Genomic DNA, 15,574 nt, shown 5'->3' with positions numbered 1-15,574 from the left:
ACAATCAAGACAGGAGCTGACATGCAGACGCGTACGCTCGGCCGTACCGGACCGGAAGTTTCCGCACTCGGACTCGGCGCGATGGGGATGTCCGACCTCTACGGCCCCACTGACGAGGCGGAGGGCCTCGCGACGATCCACGCCGCGTTCGACGCCGGGATCAACCTGATCGACACCGGCGACTTCTACGGCATGGGGCACAACGAGATGCTGATCGGCCGGGCGCTGCGCGGCCGCGACCGGGAACAGGTGAAGATCAGCGTCAAGTTCGGGGCGTTGCGGGACGCCGCTGGCGGCTGGCACGGCTCCGACGGCCGGCCCAAGGCGGTTGCCAACTTCCTCGCGTACACCCTGCGCCGCCTCGACACCGACTACGTCGACATCTACCGGCTTAGCCGGCTCGACCACGACGTGCCGATCGAGGAAACCATCGGAGCCATCGCCGAGCAGGTGCAGGCCGGCCGGGTACGCCACATCGGCCTCTCCGAGGTCGGCGCCGACACCATCCGGCGGGCCGCCAGCGTACACCCGATCAGCGACCTGCAGATCGAGTACTCGCTGCTCTCCCGCGGCATCGAGGCAGAGATCCTGCCGACCCTGCGCGAGCTGGGCATCGGCCTGACCGCCTACGGGGTCCTCTCCCGCGGCCTGCTCAGCGGCCGATGGACCGCCGACCGCGCACTCACCCCCGGCGACTTCCGCGGCTTCAGCCCGCGCTTCCAGGGCGACAACCTGCTCGCGAACCTGGGCCTGGTCGAGGCGCTGCGGACGATCGCCGACGCGCGCAACGTCACCGTCGCGCAGGTCGCCATCGCCTGGATACTCAACCGCGGCGACGACATCGTCCCCCTGGTCGGGGCCCGCCGCCCGGACCGGCTGGCCGAGTCGCTGGGCGCGCTCGCCCTGACGCTGACCGACGACGATCTGGCCGCCATCGAACTGGCGGTACCGGCCGGCGCCGCCGCCGGTGAACGGTACGGGCCCCCGGCAATGGCGGAGCTGGACAGCGAACGGTAAGGACCCTCGATCGATCTCGCCCTCGCCTTGGTCGACGAGGACCACGGCGCCGGCCGCGCCCGCATGGAAACCAGCTCCGGATCGACGGTGTACGTCACGGTCACCTTCTCGTTGAGCGGCGCGCCGCTGCGGCAGGTGAGGTAACCGCCGCAGCGGGCACCGCGATCCTGCAGCTTCGGCGACATGAGGCGCTGTCCGCTGCCGTCCGGGCTGTCCCACACGTCGCAGTCGAGGGTGAGCTTGCCCAGAAGCCGGAAACGGAGGCAGGCGACCGCGGCGGCCACCAGCCACGCTGGAGGCTACCGAGCTCACCCAGGAGGGTGTCATGGCCCGAGGTGGACTCCGCCGCAGATCTGCACTCCCGCGCAGTGTCTGCGGCGCTCCGGCGGCCGTACTCGCCGGGAGCGTGCCCGGCGGTGCGGAGGACTACTCGTACGGGTCCTTGGGGGCGGTCACCTGTCACCAGGATTCGACGTCGATATAGGGGATGTCTTCGATATAGGGGATGTCTTCGTCGTTGATGGAGTCGCGGGTGACGCGGTCGGTGTAGCGGCCGGTGACCTGGATCCAGGTGTCGTGGGCCAGACCGGTGGGCGCGTTGCCGGCCATGCCGAGTTTGACGGGCCGGCCGTCGGCTTGGGGTGCCCTGAGGCCGTTGAAGCGCCCTGTCGTTCGGGTCGTGCCACGCCGCCAGTCGGTGCGTTGCAAAAGGATGCCTTCGCCTTCGTGCCTGCCCTGGCGCGGAGGAGGCAGGCGCAGCCGGCGGCGTCAGCGGTTGTGCTGGTCGATGTGGCCCTGAATCTGCTGGGCGAAGCCTTCGGCGGTGGCGAGTTGCGCGCGCAGGGCTTGGACGCGGGTCTGCGCAGCGGTGTGGAACGTAGCCAGCCGATTTTGCAGGGCTACGCGTTCGTCGCCGTCGGCGCCGGGGAGGGCGTCCAGGATCTGCAGGAGGTCGCGCATCTCCTCGAGGGTGAACCCGAGCGGCTTCATGCGCTTGACGACGCGCAGGCGGTCGAGGTCGGGTTGGGTGTAGAGGCGGAACCCGCCTTCGCTGCGCGCCGACGGCACGACCAGGCCGGCGTCCTCGTAGTGCCGGATGGTGCGGATGCTCAGCCCGACCCGTTCGGCGGCTTCGCCGATCTGCATGCGCCCTGGCGTCATCGCGTCAGTGTGCCTGTGCGTCATCAATGGCCAACCTTGAGATTACCGGCGAGGTTCTCGTGGAACTGGGCGCTGGCGGTGTTGAGCCCGACGATGTCCACGCGCTTGCCACGGGACTCGTACTTGGTGGTGATGGCGTCCAGCGCGGCTACCGAGGAGGCGTCCCAAATGTGCGCGGCGCTCATGTCGATGATTACGTGCTCAGGGTCGGCGGCGTAGTCGAACTGGTAGACCAGGTCGTTGCTGGAGGCGAAGAACAACTCGCCGTGCACGTGGTAGATCCGCGTCGAGCCGTCCGGGTCCAGGACGCTGGTGACGTCGGCGAAGTGAGCCACCCGACGGGCGAAGATGACCATCGCGGCGAGTACGCCGAGGACGACGCCGATGGCCAGATTGTGGGTGGCCAGGGTGGCGGCGACGGTGACGAGCATGACGATGATCTCGCCGGCTGGCATGCGCTTGAGGGTGGCGGGGGCGATGCTGTGCCAGTCGAACGTCCCAACCGACACGATGATCATCACGGCGACCAGGGCGGCCATCGGAATCAGCGCGACCACGTCGCCCAGAGCAACAACCAGTATGAGCAGGAACATCCCGGCAAGAAACGTGGACAGGCGGGTGCGGGCGCCGGACGCCTTCACGTTGATCATGGTTTGGCCGATCATGGCGCAGCCGCCCATGCCGCCGAAGAAACCGGTGACGATGTTCGCCACGCCCTGGCCCCAGGACTCGCGGGTCTTGTTCGAATGGGTGTCGGTGATGTCGTCGACCAACTTGGCGGTCATCAGCGACTCCATCAGCCCCACCAGAGCAATGGCCAGGGCGTAGGGGGCGACGGTGGTCAGCGTGTCGAAGGTGAACGGCACGTCGGGCAGGCCGGGCACGGGCAGGCTGTCGGGCAGGGTGCCCTCGTCACCGACGGTCGGCACGCTCATATGCGTGATGACGGCGAACGCGGTGAGCAGGACGATGGCGATCAGCGGCGCCGGGACCACGGTGGTGAACTTCGGCAGGAACACCATGACGGCCAACGCGACCGCTACGAGCGGGTACACCAGCCATGGCACGCCGAGCAGGTGGGGCAGTTGGGCGGTGAAGATGAGGATCGCCAGGGCGTTGACGAAGCCCACCATGACGCTGCGCGGGATGAATCGCATCAGCTTTGCGACCCCGACCAGCGCCAGGACCACCTGCAGCACTCCGCCGAGGATGACCGCGGTGATCAGGTAACCCAGCCCGTGATCGCGGGCCAGGGGCGCCACGACCAGCGCGATAGCGCCGGTCGCGGCGGAGATCATGGCGGGGCGACCGCCGGTGAAGGCGATGGTGACGGCCATCGTGAAGGAGGCGAACAGGCCGATCTTCGGGTCGACGCCGGCCAGGATGGAGAACGAGATCGCCTCGGGGATCAGCGCCAGCGCGACGACCAGGCCGGCGAGGACCTCGGTGCGCAGGACCCGCGGGGAGGTCAGCCAGTCGGGGCGTGACCATCGGGGCGGGCGTACTGCGGACAACTGCGAGGACATGGCTCTCATTTCCACTCGACGTGTACGCGCGTGGGCGTACACCGGCGCCACCGGCTGCGGGTGCGCTGCTTGACCTAGGGGTTGCCGGGTCGCGGACGTGGCCGCCGACGCAGCAGTGAGCGCCTTCGCTCACGAAACGGGTTGTCGCTGCCGGGGGCGCAATGGCGTCACGTCCCGGCGACGCACCCGACCCTACCCTTCGGTGAGAGGAGAGTTCGTTGAGGGCTTACGTGTCGATGATCACCCGGATCTGATCGACCACCAGAAGCTCAGGTTGGCGGGCGCTTTCCCGGGTACCGTGGCATAAATCGGTTGAGGGAGTAAGTACTCACTCCGTAGCGTTGGTGTATGACTTCCAATCCGAATCGGCGCAGGGCGACAGGCATGACCGCCGAACAGCGACGCGAGACCATCCTCCACGCCGCTCTCCCCCTGGTGGCCGAGCGTGGGGCCGCCGTGACGACCGCGCAGATCGCCCGGGCCGCGGGCATCGGTGAAGCCACGATCTTCCGCGTCTTCGACGACAAGGACGCCGTGCTCGACGCGTGCGTCGCCGCAGCCATGGATCCCACCCATGTCCTTCAACAGCTGCGATCGATCTCGCTTGAGCAACCGTTGGTGGACCGACTCGTCGACGCGGTCGACGCGCTCGACGCCCACCTCAACCGCATGGGCGCGGTCATCGCTGCCCTGCACGCCTCCGGCAATCCCAACCGCAGATCAGGGCGTGGCGCCACTGACCCCGCCCAGCTGCGGCAGCGATCCGCCGGGCGTGACGCCTCACAGGCCGCCACCCGGCAGGCGATCCTCGAATTGATCGAACCCGAGCAGCCGCAGCTACGGCTTCCGGCCCACACCCTGACCGACCTGTTCCTCGGCATGTTCTTCGGCAGAAGCCGAAACCTGCACCAGCACCCCGAGATCGACACCCACCAGCTCGTCGACCTCTTCCTCCACGGCGCCTACTCGACCAGCAAGGCGGTGTGACAGCGCATTGGCGAGCCAGCGGGCCCGCCGCAGTCCAACCCGACAGGATCGTGACGTTTGCCGCAGCTACGTCCGCACAATGCACACGGCCAAGGCCGGTACGGTTGCAAACGGTGCGCCGGGAAGTCTGGTCGGCAACGTCCGACCCGACCCCGAAAGTGGCGCACTCATGACGGCAACACCCCCGCAAAGCCCACGCCTGTTCGACCGAGGGTCGTGGCCGGAAGCCCGCCGGATCGGCGACATCCTGCGCAAAGAGACCATCGGCGGCATTCTGCTGCTCGCCGGCGCGGTCCTCGCTCTGATCTGGGCGAACTCTCCCTGGCGGGACGGTTACGAGACGCTGCGCAGGTTCACGGTCGGCCCGCCGTCGCTGCACCTCGACCTGTCGGCCGCGACGTGGGCAGCCGACGGCCTGCTGGCGATCTTCTTCTTCGTCGCTGGCCTCGAGCTGAAACGCGAGTTCGTGGCCGGTGACCTGCGCGATCCGCGACGGGCAGCGGTGCCGATCGCCGCAGCGGTCGGCGGCGTGCTGATCCCCGCCGTGCTGTATTCGGTGATCAACGTCAGTTCGGCTGGTGGGCAGGCCAAGGGCTGGGCGATCCCGACCGCCACGGACATCGCCTTCGCCCTGGCGGTGCTCGCTGTCATCGGCCGATTCCTACCGAATGCCATGCGCACGTTCCTGCTCACCCTCGCCGTGGTCGACGATCTGCTCGCGATCGTCATCATCGCCGTCTTCTACACCGCGAGCCTGTCGATCCTGCCGCTGCTCGCCGCGATCGTCCCGCTGGCGGTGTTCACCGTCCTGGTGCAGCGCCGGGTCCGGTCGTGGTGGCTGCTCCTGCCGCTGGCGTTCGCCACCTGGACGTTGATGCACGCCTCCGGTGTCCACGCCACCGTCGCCGGGGTCCTGCTCGGTTTCGCGGTCCCCGTGCTGCGCAGCCGCAAGGCGGGCGGCCCGGACGCCGGTCCCGGGCTGGCCGAGCACTTCGAGCACCGCTTCCGGCCGATCTCCGCCGGCGTCGCCGTGCCGGTCTTCGCGTTCATGTCCGCCGGCGTCACGGTGGGTGGTCTCAGCGGGCTGGGCTCCGCCTTCACCGACCCGGTCGCGATCGGCATCGTCGTTGGCCTGGTGCTGGGCAAACCGATCGGGATCACCGCCGCGACTTGGCTGGTCACTCGATTCACCCGGGCGAGGATGGACAGCGGCTTCGCGTGGATCGACGTGGTCGGTCTGGCCGTGCTCGCCGGGATCGGATTCACGGTGTCGCTGCTGATCGGGGAACTGGCCTTCGGTCTCGGCAGTGACCGCGACGACCACGTCAAGGTCGCCGTGCTGACCGGCTCCCTCGCCGCCGCGGTGCTGGCCACGATCATCCTGCGCCTGCGGAACCGCACCTACCGGCGCATTCACGACGAAGAGACCGTCGACGCCGACCGCGACGACATCCCCGACGTCTACCAGCAGCCGACCGGTGGCCGTACCGACACCGCCTGACCGACGGCGATGCGCGCTCACCCGCGTAGATCCCGCCGTCGATAGCCCAAGGCTCCGGTCACCGTCAGGACTGCGGCCACGCCGGTCATGGCCAGGGTGGCGGCCCAGTCGACACCGGCGAGGGGGACGGGTGCCAGATGGGCGAACGGACACCTCACGGATCCACCCGGGTGCGCCGATGCTGTCGACGATCACCAGCAGAAGGAAACCGCCGGTCGCGGGCAGCGACCCGGCGACCGCGGCCACCCGGGGTGCCCAGCCGGTGGCGAGGGTGGCCGCGCCGAGGCTGAGCAGCACAACAGGCAGCGCGTTGCACGCCCCGCTCAGGGCCGCGAGCAGGCTCGAATCACCGTCGGTCGCGGTGACGCCCGCCCACACGGCCAATCCGGCGACGATGACCAGAGCCACGGCGCCGCCGGCGGTGGCGGCAAGTTCGGCGGCGAGCAGGCGCAGCCGGCTGACCGGCTGCCCGGTCAGCAAAGTCAGGTGGCGGTTGGTCTCGGCGGCGGCGAAGGCGGACATCCGAACTGCACAGAAGCCGCCGACGGGCAGGGCGAGCAGCGCGAACAGAGTCGCGGCGAACCCTTCGACCGCACCGAGCGCGGTGAAACCGCTCGTGCTGCTTCGGCAGCGAGCGCCGGATTATCAGCCAGGAAGCCGGTGACCGACATCGCGGTACAGCCGATGAGCAGGTAGTAGGCGCCGACGCCGAGGGCCCACCCGGTCAGCGGTCGCAGCAGACGCCGCACCGCGAACCCTCCCACGCTGCTCAGTAATGTCAACTGCGGCTGCCGGCCGGCGGCGGGGGCGACCAGACCACCGCGGACATCGCGGTGCCCGGCGGCGCCGAGCGCGGCGCCGACCAGCACCACCGCTGCGGAGAGGAGGAGCACCAGCGGCAGGATTCGGTTCTGCGCGTACGGCTCGCTGATCGCGAGCAACCCGAACGGTGACAGCCACCGCAACCACCCCAACTCGGTGAGGCCGTCGCCGATCATTCGTGCGAGCAGGCCCGTGCCGAGGAGCGCCACGGCCGCTCCGGTCGCGGTCGCCCGCGCCGGGAACACCTGCGCCGTCAGCCCAGCAAGGGCGACGAAGAACAACCCGAGGACGCCCACGCCGGCTCCGTGCACTACGGCTCCGGCCGGCTCGGTGCCGGCCAGCAGCAACACCGTGGCGACGGCACCACCGGCGACAACCGGCACGATCACGACCGCCGTGAGGTGGCGGGCCACCACCACCCGCAGCGACACCCGCCCGGCCAGCAGCACATCCCACGGCCGGCATCCTCCTCGCCGCGCGTGATGCGGGTAGTCGCCAGAATCGACCAAGCTGCGAGAAGGACGGCGACGAAGGTACCGACCCGCCACACCGTGAACCCGCCCGCCTGGTCGAGCGCAACCGGCTCCCCGAACAGGGGCCGGATGGCGGGGTTCCCGGCAAGCTCGGCGATGCTGCCCGCAGCGGCGGGATCCGCCATAACACTGGTGTAGGTGCCAGCCACCAGCGCCGGCATGACCGCGGTCACGGCCAGCACGATCAGGCCGCTTCAGCGTAGCTGGCGTGTTGCCAGCCCGCTGATCGACCTCCCCGGAACGGCCTGCGTGGTGATTCCAGAGGCGGGCGCCATCATCGACATGCTCATCAGTTGGCCTGCTCGCCGTAGTAGTCGAGGAAGATCTCTTCAAGGTTCGGCTCTCGCAATGCCAAAGCGGTCACTTCAGCGGCGGCCAGCGCCCGCAACGCCGCAGCGGGCGGCCCGATGAGCGAGAACCGCAACCGACCCACCCCGGTCTCCTCAACGGCCTCGACGCCGGAGACCGCGCCGAGATCCGGTGCTCTGCCGGTGTAGGACACGGTCACCTCGGTGCGATGCAGGCCCCGCAGGTGCTCAATGGTGGCGATCTCGACGAGCCGACCCGCCCGCAGGATGCCGACGCGATCGCACACCGCCTCGACCTCAGCCAGCTGATGGGAGCTGAGGAACACGGTCTGCCCCCGGTCGCGTGCCTGCATGACGCTACGGAACTCGCGCTCCATCAGCGGGTCGAGGCCGCTGGTCGGCTCGTCCAGCACCAGCAACGGCGCCCGGGTCGAGAACGCCGCGACGAGCGCGACCTTCTGCCGGTTCCCCGACGAATACGTACGCGCCGGTTTGGTCGTGTCAAGCGCGAACCGCTCCACCAGTTCGTCACGATAGGCCAGGTCGGTGCCCGGGCCGGTGGAGGCCTGCAGGTGCAGAATCTCCGCGCCGGTCAGCTGCGGCCACAACGCCACATCAGCGGGGACGTACGCCAGCAGTCGGTGCGCGCGGGCAACATCCCCTGCGTCGGCGTCGAACACCCAGGCACGGCCTGTCGTCGGGCGCACCTGGCCCAGCACCATGCGGATCGTGGTGGACTTGCCGGCACCATTGGGCCACGCGACTGTGCTCGGGCTCGACCCGCGCAGGGACAAGGCCGCACTGCACCGTCAGATCGGCTACCTGCCCGGCGAGCTCGTGTTCCCCGGGCGCGACAAGGCGGAAGACCTGCTGCGCTTCTTTGCTGCGGCGCGCGGCGGCGTGGCCTGGTCGCAGGTGACCGAGCTCGCGGAGCGGCTCGACCTGGACCTCTCGCGCTCGGTACGGACGATGAGTAAGGGCAACAAGCAGAAGGTCGGCCTGGTGCAGGCGTTCATGCACCGGCCGGCGGTGCTGGTCCTGGATGAGCCGACCAGTGGCCTGGATCCACTCATGCAGCAGGAGTTCCTGGCCATGGTCCGCGACGCCAGTGGTGCTGGGCAGACCGTCTTCATGTCCTCTCATGTCCTGGCCGAGGTGCAGCAGGCGGCCGACCGGGTCGCCATCGTCCGCGACGGCCAGTTGGCCGCGGTCGAGCGGGTTGAGTCACTGGGAAAGCGGGCGGTCCGCGCCGTCGAGATTCATTTCGACGATCCGGTGGACCCGGCAGAGTTCAGTGTCCTGCCCGGAGTAAGTGACGTGGTGGTGTCCGGGCCGGTGCTGAAATGCACGGTCGACGGCCGCATCGACCCGCTGGTCAAGGCGGCGGCACGTCATGAGGTGGTGGACATGTTGTCGGCCGAGCCCGACCTGGAAGAGACGTTCCTGTCGTTCTACTACCACGGGGAAGGAGCCGGCGATGCTTCCCGCGCTGGTGCGTAAGACCTGGCGTGACGACCGCCTGGCACTGATTGGTTGGGCCGGCGGCGTCGCCGCTTTCACCACCATCTACACCTCGTTCTACAGCCAGTTCCAGGGAGCCGCGGAGCTGAAGCAGGACGCGCTGCCTCAGGGCATGCTGGACTTCCTCGGCATCGCCGACATGCTGTCACCCGCCGGCTATCTGCAGGCGACCATCTTCAGCCTGGTCGGCCCACTGCTGGTCCTGATGTGCGCCATCACGCTGACTGCCCGCACGATCGCTCGGCCGGAGGAGGACGGCGGCATGGAGCTGATGCTGGCCAATCCGGTCTCGCGAGCTGCTTTCGCCTGGCAACGGGTGGCCGCCGCCGGCAGCGCGCTCACCGGGATCGCCGCCATCCCGGGGCTCCTGCTGATGATCATTGTTCCCTGGATCGGCATGGACATCCCCCTGTCGAACGTCGCCGCCGCGTCCGCCGGCCTGGTCGCCCTGGTGTGGAGCTTCGCTGGCGTCGCCTTCCTCGTTGGCGCCACCACCGGAAAACGGGCTGCCGTCCTCGCGATCACCGGTGGCCTTGCCCTGGCCGCCTACATGGCCAACGCCATCGGCGGCATGCTCGACGGGTGGCACTGGGTGCGCTGGCTCTCACCGTTCCACTACTTCATCGGCACCGATCCGCTGCACACCGGCTGGCACCCGCTCGAGCTTCTCGCCCTCGTGCTCCTCGGCGCCGCATGTGCGGTCGAGGTCGCGGCCTTGCTCTACCTGTTCTATGCCTGGCCAGCGAACCATAGGACCGGCGAGAACACCCGGTCGGTGTTCCAGGCTGCCGCCTGATCAACCGAGCGGTTGACCAGGCGGCAGCCCGTCTACCAGGCGCGCAAGTTCCACTGCTGGGCGGCGGTGTTGTTGCAGGTCCACTGCCACACGGCGTTGCCCGCGATGGGGTCGCCCCAGGGGACATCGACGCATTGTCCGGTCTGGAGGTTGCGCAGCGCGTAGCCATTCGAGCCGGGTACCTGCGTGACGGACCAGAGCTGCCGGGCGACGCCCAGGCAGTCCCACAGTTGTAGCGTCTGACCGGCGGCCGGGTTGCCCCAGGGCAGGTCGAGGCACTTGGGGCCGTCTGGCGACCAGAGGGAGCTGACAAGCTGGTAGTAGACGACGCCGTCCCACCTTCCCTCGAAGACGATGGTCCATTTCTGGGCCGGGCCGCCGTCGCAGGGCCACTGCTTGATGGCCGTGCCGTTGGCGGTGCTGGCGTACGACACGTCGATACACAGGCTGCCGAAGGGGTGCTCGCTGGTCGCGGAACTCTCGGATCTGAATGAGTATTCGGTGGCGGCGCTGGCAGGCGAGGCGACCACCAGGCTGGCGGCTACGAGTCCGACGCAGACCGTGAGCACCACGGACGTCCGGCTGAGGATGTTCATGACCGTTCCTTCCAATGGGAGTCGGAGATATCGATAAAGGGGTAGCCGGCCGCGCCAGATACGTCTGCGTCAGGCGCGGGTGAGGATCGGCTTCGCGATGGTGTGCGAGTGGAAGGCGCCGTCGTGGATATCGGCGGAAGCCGGGACTCGGCATGGCGGTGCAGTTCCGTGCGGGCAAGGGGTGTTGATCGTCGCGATCTCGACGTGGGCCGGCATCGGCACGCCTGCTGCGATGGCGTCAACGACGTACCCGCCCTCGCCGCCGCGCTGCGCACCCTGCAGCGCGCGTTCGCCGCTGAGCTGACCCCGGCGCAGGCCGCGGCCGCCGCCGCGGGAGCCCGGGCCCGGCGGGCGGAGCTGGTCTACCTGCGCCGCGCCGTCACCTAGCGCAACCGGGTGCGGGAGGCACCAAAATTGCCGATCATGGTCCTGCCGCCGCACAGGCGGGTGAGTGCGCCGGGACGGCAACGACTGGGCACCGGGCTGGCGCAGGTGATGGCAAGCTTCGGAAGCGGGTTCCCGCATTGCTCGACTCAACTCCGGCGCGGGCCGTCGAAGCAGGTCGGGTGCTGACGTGCTGATCGGCGTTATCTCATCGACAGGGTTACAGGCGGCCGCTGGTGTAGAGGTAGTCGAGCAACCGACCGTCCACCCGGTCCTGGAAGGTATCGGCCAGCGCCGCTCTCGGTTGTTCGTACTCGTAACCGCAGCGCACCCAGCGTTCCGGGACGCTGGCCACGTCCAGGTACCCCTCGTCGATGCTGCCCACCTCGAAGCCGGGCTTTCCGGCCGACTGCCAGCAGCTGAAGAGTTGACCGTCGGCGTTGACCACGGCGCCGTACCGACCTCCGGGCACCGAGCAGATGTGGCAGGTGGTTCTCATGGTGGGTCGGACCATCCGGAAGCCCGCTTCCAATGCCGCGATGCTCCAGCTCGCGAACGCATCGCTCACATCATCGATGTGGCGCATGGTGTTGCGGTACCCGAAACCCGCGTCGCCCACCCAGGCGAACGTCACCGTGCACCGGTCGGGGCTCAGGCCGGCGGCCAGTTCCCCGACGAGGTCGGCGATGCGGTCGAAGTTGTGGTGCGACACGTTCACCCGCAGATTCCAGTTCAGCCCGGTGACCTCGGTCGCGCGAGCCACGTTGCGCAGGATGGTGTCGAAGGTGGGCGCTCCAGACCGCTTGACCCGGATCTGGTCATGGTCCGCCCGGCTGCCGTCGAACGTCACCTGCACGCCGTTGAGACCTGCCGCGTACAGCTCGCGGGCCAGCCTCGGGCTCAGCAGAACGCCGTTCGTGGTCATGGCGCACTGGTCGAGCCCGATCACGCGGGCTCGGTCCAGCAGGGTGAGGCAGCCACGCGGATTGAGCAGCGGCTCACCCCCAAATAGCAGCAGGTAAAGGCGATCCAGCTCGCATTGACGCATCCGGTCGCGGGCAAAAGTGATGATGCGCTCGACGATGCCAGTGTCCAGCCAGGCCCGCCGGATCCGCGGCGGCCGTGCGCCGCCTGTGTTGTCCAGCCCGGTGTTCTGAAAGCAGTAGCCACAGCCGAGGTTGCAGGTGGTCGTGGTGAGCACGGTCAGCGAGAACGAGGCCGGCATACGCGGCTGGAACGCCCCAATGCGGCGAAGGAAGCCAGTGGTGGCGTCGTCGACCGTGCCGTCGGGCCCCACACACTCGGGGCGCAGCAGGGTCCAGGTCTGGTTCCCGATGAACCACCAGCCGTGGTCGCTGCGGATCAGGCGCGGCGCGTCGATGTCGTCCAGGCGGGTGCCGATCATGGCTTTTCCTTCCTCCTCCAGAAGTGCTGTGTGTCGGGTCAGCGGGGCCCGTAGGCCGGTCGAAGCCGCCAACGGGCCCCGCGGTAATGCACCCGGCTAGGCGTTCGGGCCGGCGTTGTGCTGCAGCGTGGCGTTCTCTGGCGCGCCGATCTGGATCCCGCAGGCGGCGGGCGCGAGCTGTGCGGAGCTGCGGTTGGCGAGAACCCGGCTTACCTCGGGCGCCCCGATCTGGACTCCGCAGGCGGCGGCCTCTTCACCGGAGGCGTCCGGCCCTCGGTTGATGAGGATGTTCTGCAGTTCTTCGGCACCGATCTGAATACCGCACATCTGTCCTGCTCCCTTCTCCGGCCGGAACGACTTCCCGCCGGTCTTCTGGATACGTGGCGGCAGGGTCGGTAGCAGATACCGATCCGCCGGGTTCTCCCCCGATCGAGTGCCGCCGCACCGGTCAGCGGTGATGTCAGCTATGGAGGTCTGCGGACGTCCGGTGCAGGCGATTCACCGTCTCGCCGGCCGCCCGGCTTTCGGACTTGTCGGCGTCGCGCGTGGGTGCCGTGCCTGCACAACGCTCCCGGCGCCTGTTGCTGGGCGGTAGCTTCGTCGTGGAGCGGGGAGCAGCGGATTGAAAGGTCCAGCCCTTCGCTTGGGAGAGCGAGAGCCAGGTGTCGGCCTGGCGCAGGTCACTCGCTATGAAACCGTTCTGCGGTGGGCAACTCGGCGGCGAGTGTGGGCTGGGTCGCAGGGTTGGGGAGGGCAGGTTCTTCGGCTGGCCGCCCCCGGCGGACGCGGTGCATGGTGGCCGGGCGGGTGGCGCGCAGGCCGCGGACGCTGGCGCGGGTCTGCGAGTCGTCGTACTTGGCCGGTGGTGAGCCGGCCGCCCGTGGGATCGCCCGCCAGCGCGCGCGGTGCCGCCTCAGTTGTCCGGGCACAAACCGGTGCTCCGGATCGGCAGAGCGCTGTCCAGGTGGGCCGCTGCGATCCAGCCGGTGTCGCCGAGGACGGTCGTCCTGGCCCAGACGTCGTCGTTCTGGACGGCTTCCCCGGTGCGGTAGCAGGTCACCCGGCCCAGCGTGCCGTCGGGGACCTGCCGCAGCACCCGGTCGCGCGTAGCGGGGCCGGCGCGCAGCGACACGTTGGGTCGGGCCTTCACTGCGACAAGCCGGCCGTCGCCGGGAACCAGGCCGTCCTGGAGTCCTCGGCAGGTGAGGGCCGACGAGCCGATCCACATGATGGTGTAGTCCTCACCGTCGCCTTGTTGGTGGGTGGTGTCGAAGCAGTACGCCGGGTTGTCCCGCTCCGGTCCGATGCCCTGGGTGGCCAGATCCAAGAGCGGGATCTGCTTGATCAGGAAGCAGGCGGTGCTGTCGGCGACCGCGCCGAGGCGGCCACGGAGGACCGCTACGACGCCGACCGCCCACGAGTCGCGCCGGCTCTGGTAGATCCGCACCGCCAGCCGGTCCGTCTGGTAGGCGCATTGGACGGCGTCGTTGACCTGCCCGAGCCGGTCGGCAAAGCGGCCGAGGTTGTCGAGGAACTGGTCGACCCGGGGCCGCTGCCCAGGCACGATCCGTTGGGTCACCTCGCTTACCAGGTCAACGTACGGCAGGCAGGGGTTTTCGATCGAGGTGTAACTCTCCTCGTCGAGCTTCGGGAGCAGTCCGCCGCTGCGGGTGCCGGCCGCCGGGCAGCCGCCTCCGGCGATCTTCGCGAGGCCGTTGGCCGTGCCGGGGTGGTTCTCGGCACCGCCGCTGGCCGCGCCGCCGTTCGGGCGGCACCCCGCCAGGAGACCGGCCGCCAGGGCGAGCACGGTGAGGCTGGCGGCGAGACCCGCCCGGCGTCGGAGCTTCCTCCCATTGTGGTCAGTCATGCCTGGATGGGGGGCCGGATGGCATCCTGGATACCTGCTGTCGGCACGATTCCCTGTCGGATCAGCCGGCGCCGAAACAGACGAAACTCGAGGGCTGGTTGCCGCGTACGGCTTCCGCCAGTGCTGCTGCCGGCGGCCGGCCCGCGACGACCGCCCGATGATAGGCCACCATGATCTCCGTGGCCGCCTCGTCGGCGACCCGGCTGACGCTCGCCACGACCGTGGCGGTGCCTGCGGCGAGCAGGGCGGTCGGCATGCCGAGCGCCTCGTCGCCGTGCCGCACGTCGGTCAGGCCCAGGTCACAGCAGGACAAGACCACGGTACGCGGAGCGGTCCGCAGCTCCTGCACGTCATATCCCATGAGCGGGCCGCCGGCCAGCTCAAGCGTGGAGAACAGCGGGTTCTCGGTTTGGTGCTGCCCGTGCGCGGCGATATGGGCGAGGCGGGCGCCGGCCATCGCCGCGAGTGCCGCCGCCGGGGTCGCCTCCGGCCCGGTGAGCACCACGGCGCCTCGGTGCAGCGACGCCACGGCCCGGGCCTCCGCCTCACCTCGGGGGATTCCCGGTCCCGCCACCACCGTCACCGCCGCCGACTCGGCGGCCGGCCGGCTGGCGTTCAGGCGGCGTCGGGCGGCCAGCCAGACCCCGACCGACGGCGCCACCGTGACCGGCCGGGACGCGCACGCTGGCAGGGCGTGCCACGGCGTGGTCAGCAACAGCCCGGTCGGGACCACCACCAGGTCCCGGTCGCCGACCAGCGGAAGCACCGGATCGAGCACCATCGAGCCCACTCGGTCGGCGTCCTGCCGCGTCGCCGCGCGGACCACCGCTGCCAGCCGGGCGGGCATGGCCCGGCCCGCCTGCGCGTCCAGGTCGGCGCGCAACCGTCGTACCGTCTCCTCGGCCGTGCTGCGGTCGCCGAGCACCACCACCGAGGTCGCCCGATCAGTGACCACCAGCGCGCGCAAAACGTCCCCGGCGGCCACGTACACCCACGAGCGCCGCGCCGGCCAGCTGCGCCGTCACGGCGGTCAGCGGCGCCGACGTCGGCGGCGCCGCGTCCCGGGGCCCCGGCGTCGCCCAGGCGCGCTCCCGGATCACCCGCTGGAGCGCCTCCAATCGGCTGTGGAAGGCCAGGGTCGGGCGGCCCG

17 protein-coding genes are annotated in these 15,574 nt (G+C 69.5%); 6 read left to right on the top strand and 11 right to left on the bottom strand.

Features of this window, described 5'->3' with window-relative positions; translation table 11 throughout:
• Nucleotides 1-21 precede the first annotated feature (21 nt).
• A complete protein-coding gene (locus tag JNW91_RS02520; protein ID WP_203173333.1) occupies nt 22-1,017 on the top strand; it encodes an aldo/keto reductase in 996 nt (331 codons plus the stop codon).
• Nucleotides 1,018-1,476: 459 nt separating this feature from the next.
• Here the strand turns inward: JNW91_RS02520 and JNW91_RS02515 are convergent, their stop codons facing one another.
• Genes JNW91_RS02515 through JNW91_RS02505 form a run of 3 tightly spaced genes read right to left on the bottom strand, consistent with a single transcriptional unit; the run spans nt 1,477 to nt 3,704 of the window.
• Nucleotides 1,477-1,725: a hypothetical protein gene (locus JNW91_RS02515; protein ID WP_203173386.1), complete on the bottom strand. Its 249-nt coding sequence runs from the start codon at nt 1,723-1,725 to the stop codon at nt 1,477-1,479.
• Nucleotides 1,726-1,785: 60 nt separating this feature from the next.
• Nucleotides 1,786-2,163 (bottom strand): MerR family transcriptional regulator, encoded by a 378-nt coding sequence (locus JNW91_RS02510; RefSeq protein ID WP_238424241.1) that lies wholly within the window; start codon nt 2,161-2,163, stop codon nt 1,786-1,788.
• 38 nt (nt 2,164-2,201) lie between these two features.
• Complete coding sequence (locus tag JNW91_RS02505; protein WP_203173331.1) at nt 2,202-3,704, bottom strand: SulP family inorganic anion transporter; 1,503 nt, start codon at nt 3,702-3,704, stop codon at nt 2,202-2,204.
• Between the two features lie 384 nt (nt 3,705-4,088).
• On the opposite strand from JNW91_RS02505, the gene JNW91_RS02500 reads away from it, so the two are divergent.
• Together JNW91_RS02500 and nhaA are read left to right on the top strand one after the other, a co-directional pair.
• Nucleotides 4,089-4,691, top strand: a complete 603-nt coding sequence (locus JNW91_RS02500) for a TetR/AcrR family transcriptional regulator (protein WP_238424240.1) — start codon at nt 4,089-4,091, stop codon at nt 4,689-4,691.
• A 169-nt stretch (nt 4,692-4,860) separates the two neighbouring features.
• Nucleotides 4,861-6,192: a Na+/H+ antiporter NhaA gene (gene nhaA / locus JNW91_RS02495; RefSeq protein ID WP_203173329.1), complete on the top strand. Its 1,332-nt coding sequence runs from the start codon at nt 4,861-4,863 to the stop codon at nt 6,190-6,192.
• Between the two features lie 482 nt (nt 6,193-6,674).
• On the opposite strand, the gene JNW91_RS02490 is transcribed toward nhaA, so the two are convergent.
• The gene (locus tag JNW91_RS02490; RefSeq protein WP_203173328.1) at nt 6,675-7,523 is read right to left on the bottom strand and encodes a hypothetical protein; all 849 of its coding nucleotides are present in this window, start codon (nt 7,521-7,523) and stop codon (nt 6,675-6,677) included.
• Between the two features lie 313 nt (nt 7,524-7,836).
• Nucleotides 7,837-8,577: an ATP-binding cassette domain-containing protein gene (locus JNW91_RS02485; RefSeq protein WP_203173327.1), complete on the bottom strand. Its 741-nt coding sequence runs from the start codon at nt 8,575-8,577 to the stop codon at nt 7,837-7,839.
• Nucleotides 8,578-8,584: 7 nt separating this feature from the next.
• Here JNW91_RS02485 and JNW91_RS02480 point away from each other — a divergent pair, with 7 nt between their 5' ends.
• Nucleotides 8,585-9,355: an ABC transporter ATP-binding protein gene (locus tag JNW91_RS02480; RefSeq protein ID WP_309244198.1), complete on the top strand. Its 771-nt coding sequence runs from the start codon at nt 8,585-8,587 to the stop codon at nt 9,353-9,355.
• The gene (locus JNW91_RS02475) at nt 9,333-10,172 is read left to right on the top strand and encodes an ABC transporter permease subunit (protein ID WP_203173325.1); all 840 of its coding nucleotides are present in this window, start codon (nt 9,333-9,335) and stop codon (nt 10,170-10,172) included. The genes JNW91_RS02480 and JNW91_RS02475 overlap by 23 nt, the downstream gene beginning before the upstream one ends.
• Before the next feature lie 32 nt (nt 10,173-10,204).
• Here the strand turns inward: JNW91_RS02475 and JNW91_RS02470 are convergent, their stop codons facing one another.
• A complete protein-coding gene (locus tag JNW91_RS02470; protein WP_203173324.1) occupies nt 10,205-10,768 on the bottom strand; it encodes an RICIN domain-containing protein in 564 nt (187 codons plus the stop codon).
• 204 nt (nt 10,769-10,972) lie between these two features.
• Here JNW91_RS02470 and JNW91_RS02465 point away from each other — a divergent pair, with 204 nt between their 5' ends.
• On the top strand, nt 10,973-11,155 hold the full coding sequence (locus JNW91_RS02465) for a hypothetical protein (protein ID WP_203173323.1): 183 nt from the start codon (nt 10,973-10,975) through the stop codon (nt 11,153-11,155).
• Between the two features lie 217 nt (nt 11,156-11,372).
• On the opposite strand, the gene JNW91_RS02460 is transcribed toward JNW91_RS02465, so the two are convergent.
• From JNW91_RS02460 to JNW91_RS31710, 5 genes are all read right to left on the bottom strand, one after another.
• Nucleotides 11,373-12,557 (bottom strand): radical SAM protein, encoded by a 1,185-nt coding sequence (locus JNW91_RS02460; protein ID WP_203173322.1) that lies wholly within the window; start codon nt 12,555-12,557, stop codon nt 11,373-11,375.
• 96 nt (nt 12,558-12,653) lie between these two features.
• Entirely contained in the window at nt 12,654-12,884 is a 231-nt protein-coding gene (locus JNW91_RS02455; protein WP_203173321.1) for a hypothetical protein, read from the bottom strand.
• Nucleotides 12,885-13,470: 586 nt separating this feature from the next.
• Nucleotides 13,471-14,424 carry an SH3 domain-containing protein gene (locus JNW91_RS02450; RefSeq protein ID WP_203173320.1) on the bottom strand — a complete coding sequence of 318 codons (954 nt, stop codon included), beginning with the start codon at nt 14,422-14,424 and terminating at the stop codon, nt 13,471-13,473.
• 61 nt (nt 14,425-14,485) lie between these two features.
• Nucleotides 14,486-15,379 (bottom strand): CHAT domain-containing protein, encoded by an 894-nt coding sequence (locus JNW91_RS02445; RefSeq protein ID WP_309244197.1) that lies wholly within the window; start codon nt 15,377-15,379, stop codon nt 14,486-14,488.
• A partial coding sequence (locus JNW91_RS31710) for a hypothetical protein (protein WP_238424239.1) occupies nt 15,369-15,574 on the bottom strand: 206 nt, incomplete at its 5' end. The genes JNW91_RS31710 and JNW91_RS02445, both read right to left, overlap by 11 nt.

Origin of the sequence: Micromonospora parastrephiae, assembly GCF_016802865.1 — a bacterium.
Lineage (GTDB): Bacteria > Actinomycetota > Actinomycetes > Mycobacteriales > Micromonosporaceae > Micromonospora > Micromonospora parastrephiae.
Note: the sequence above shows the minus strand (reverse complement) of the source record. Positions and strands in the feature narration are given on the sequence as shown.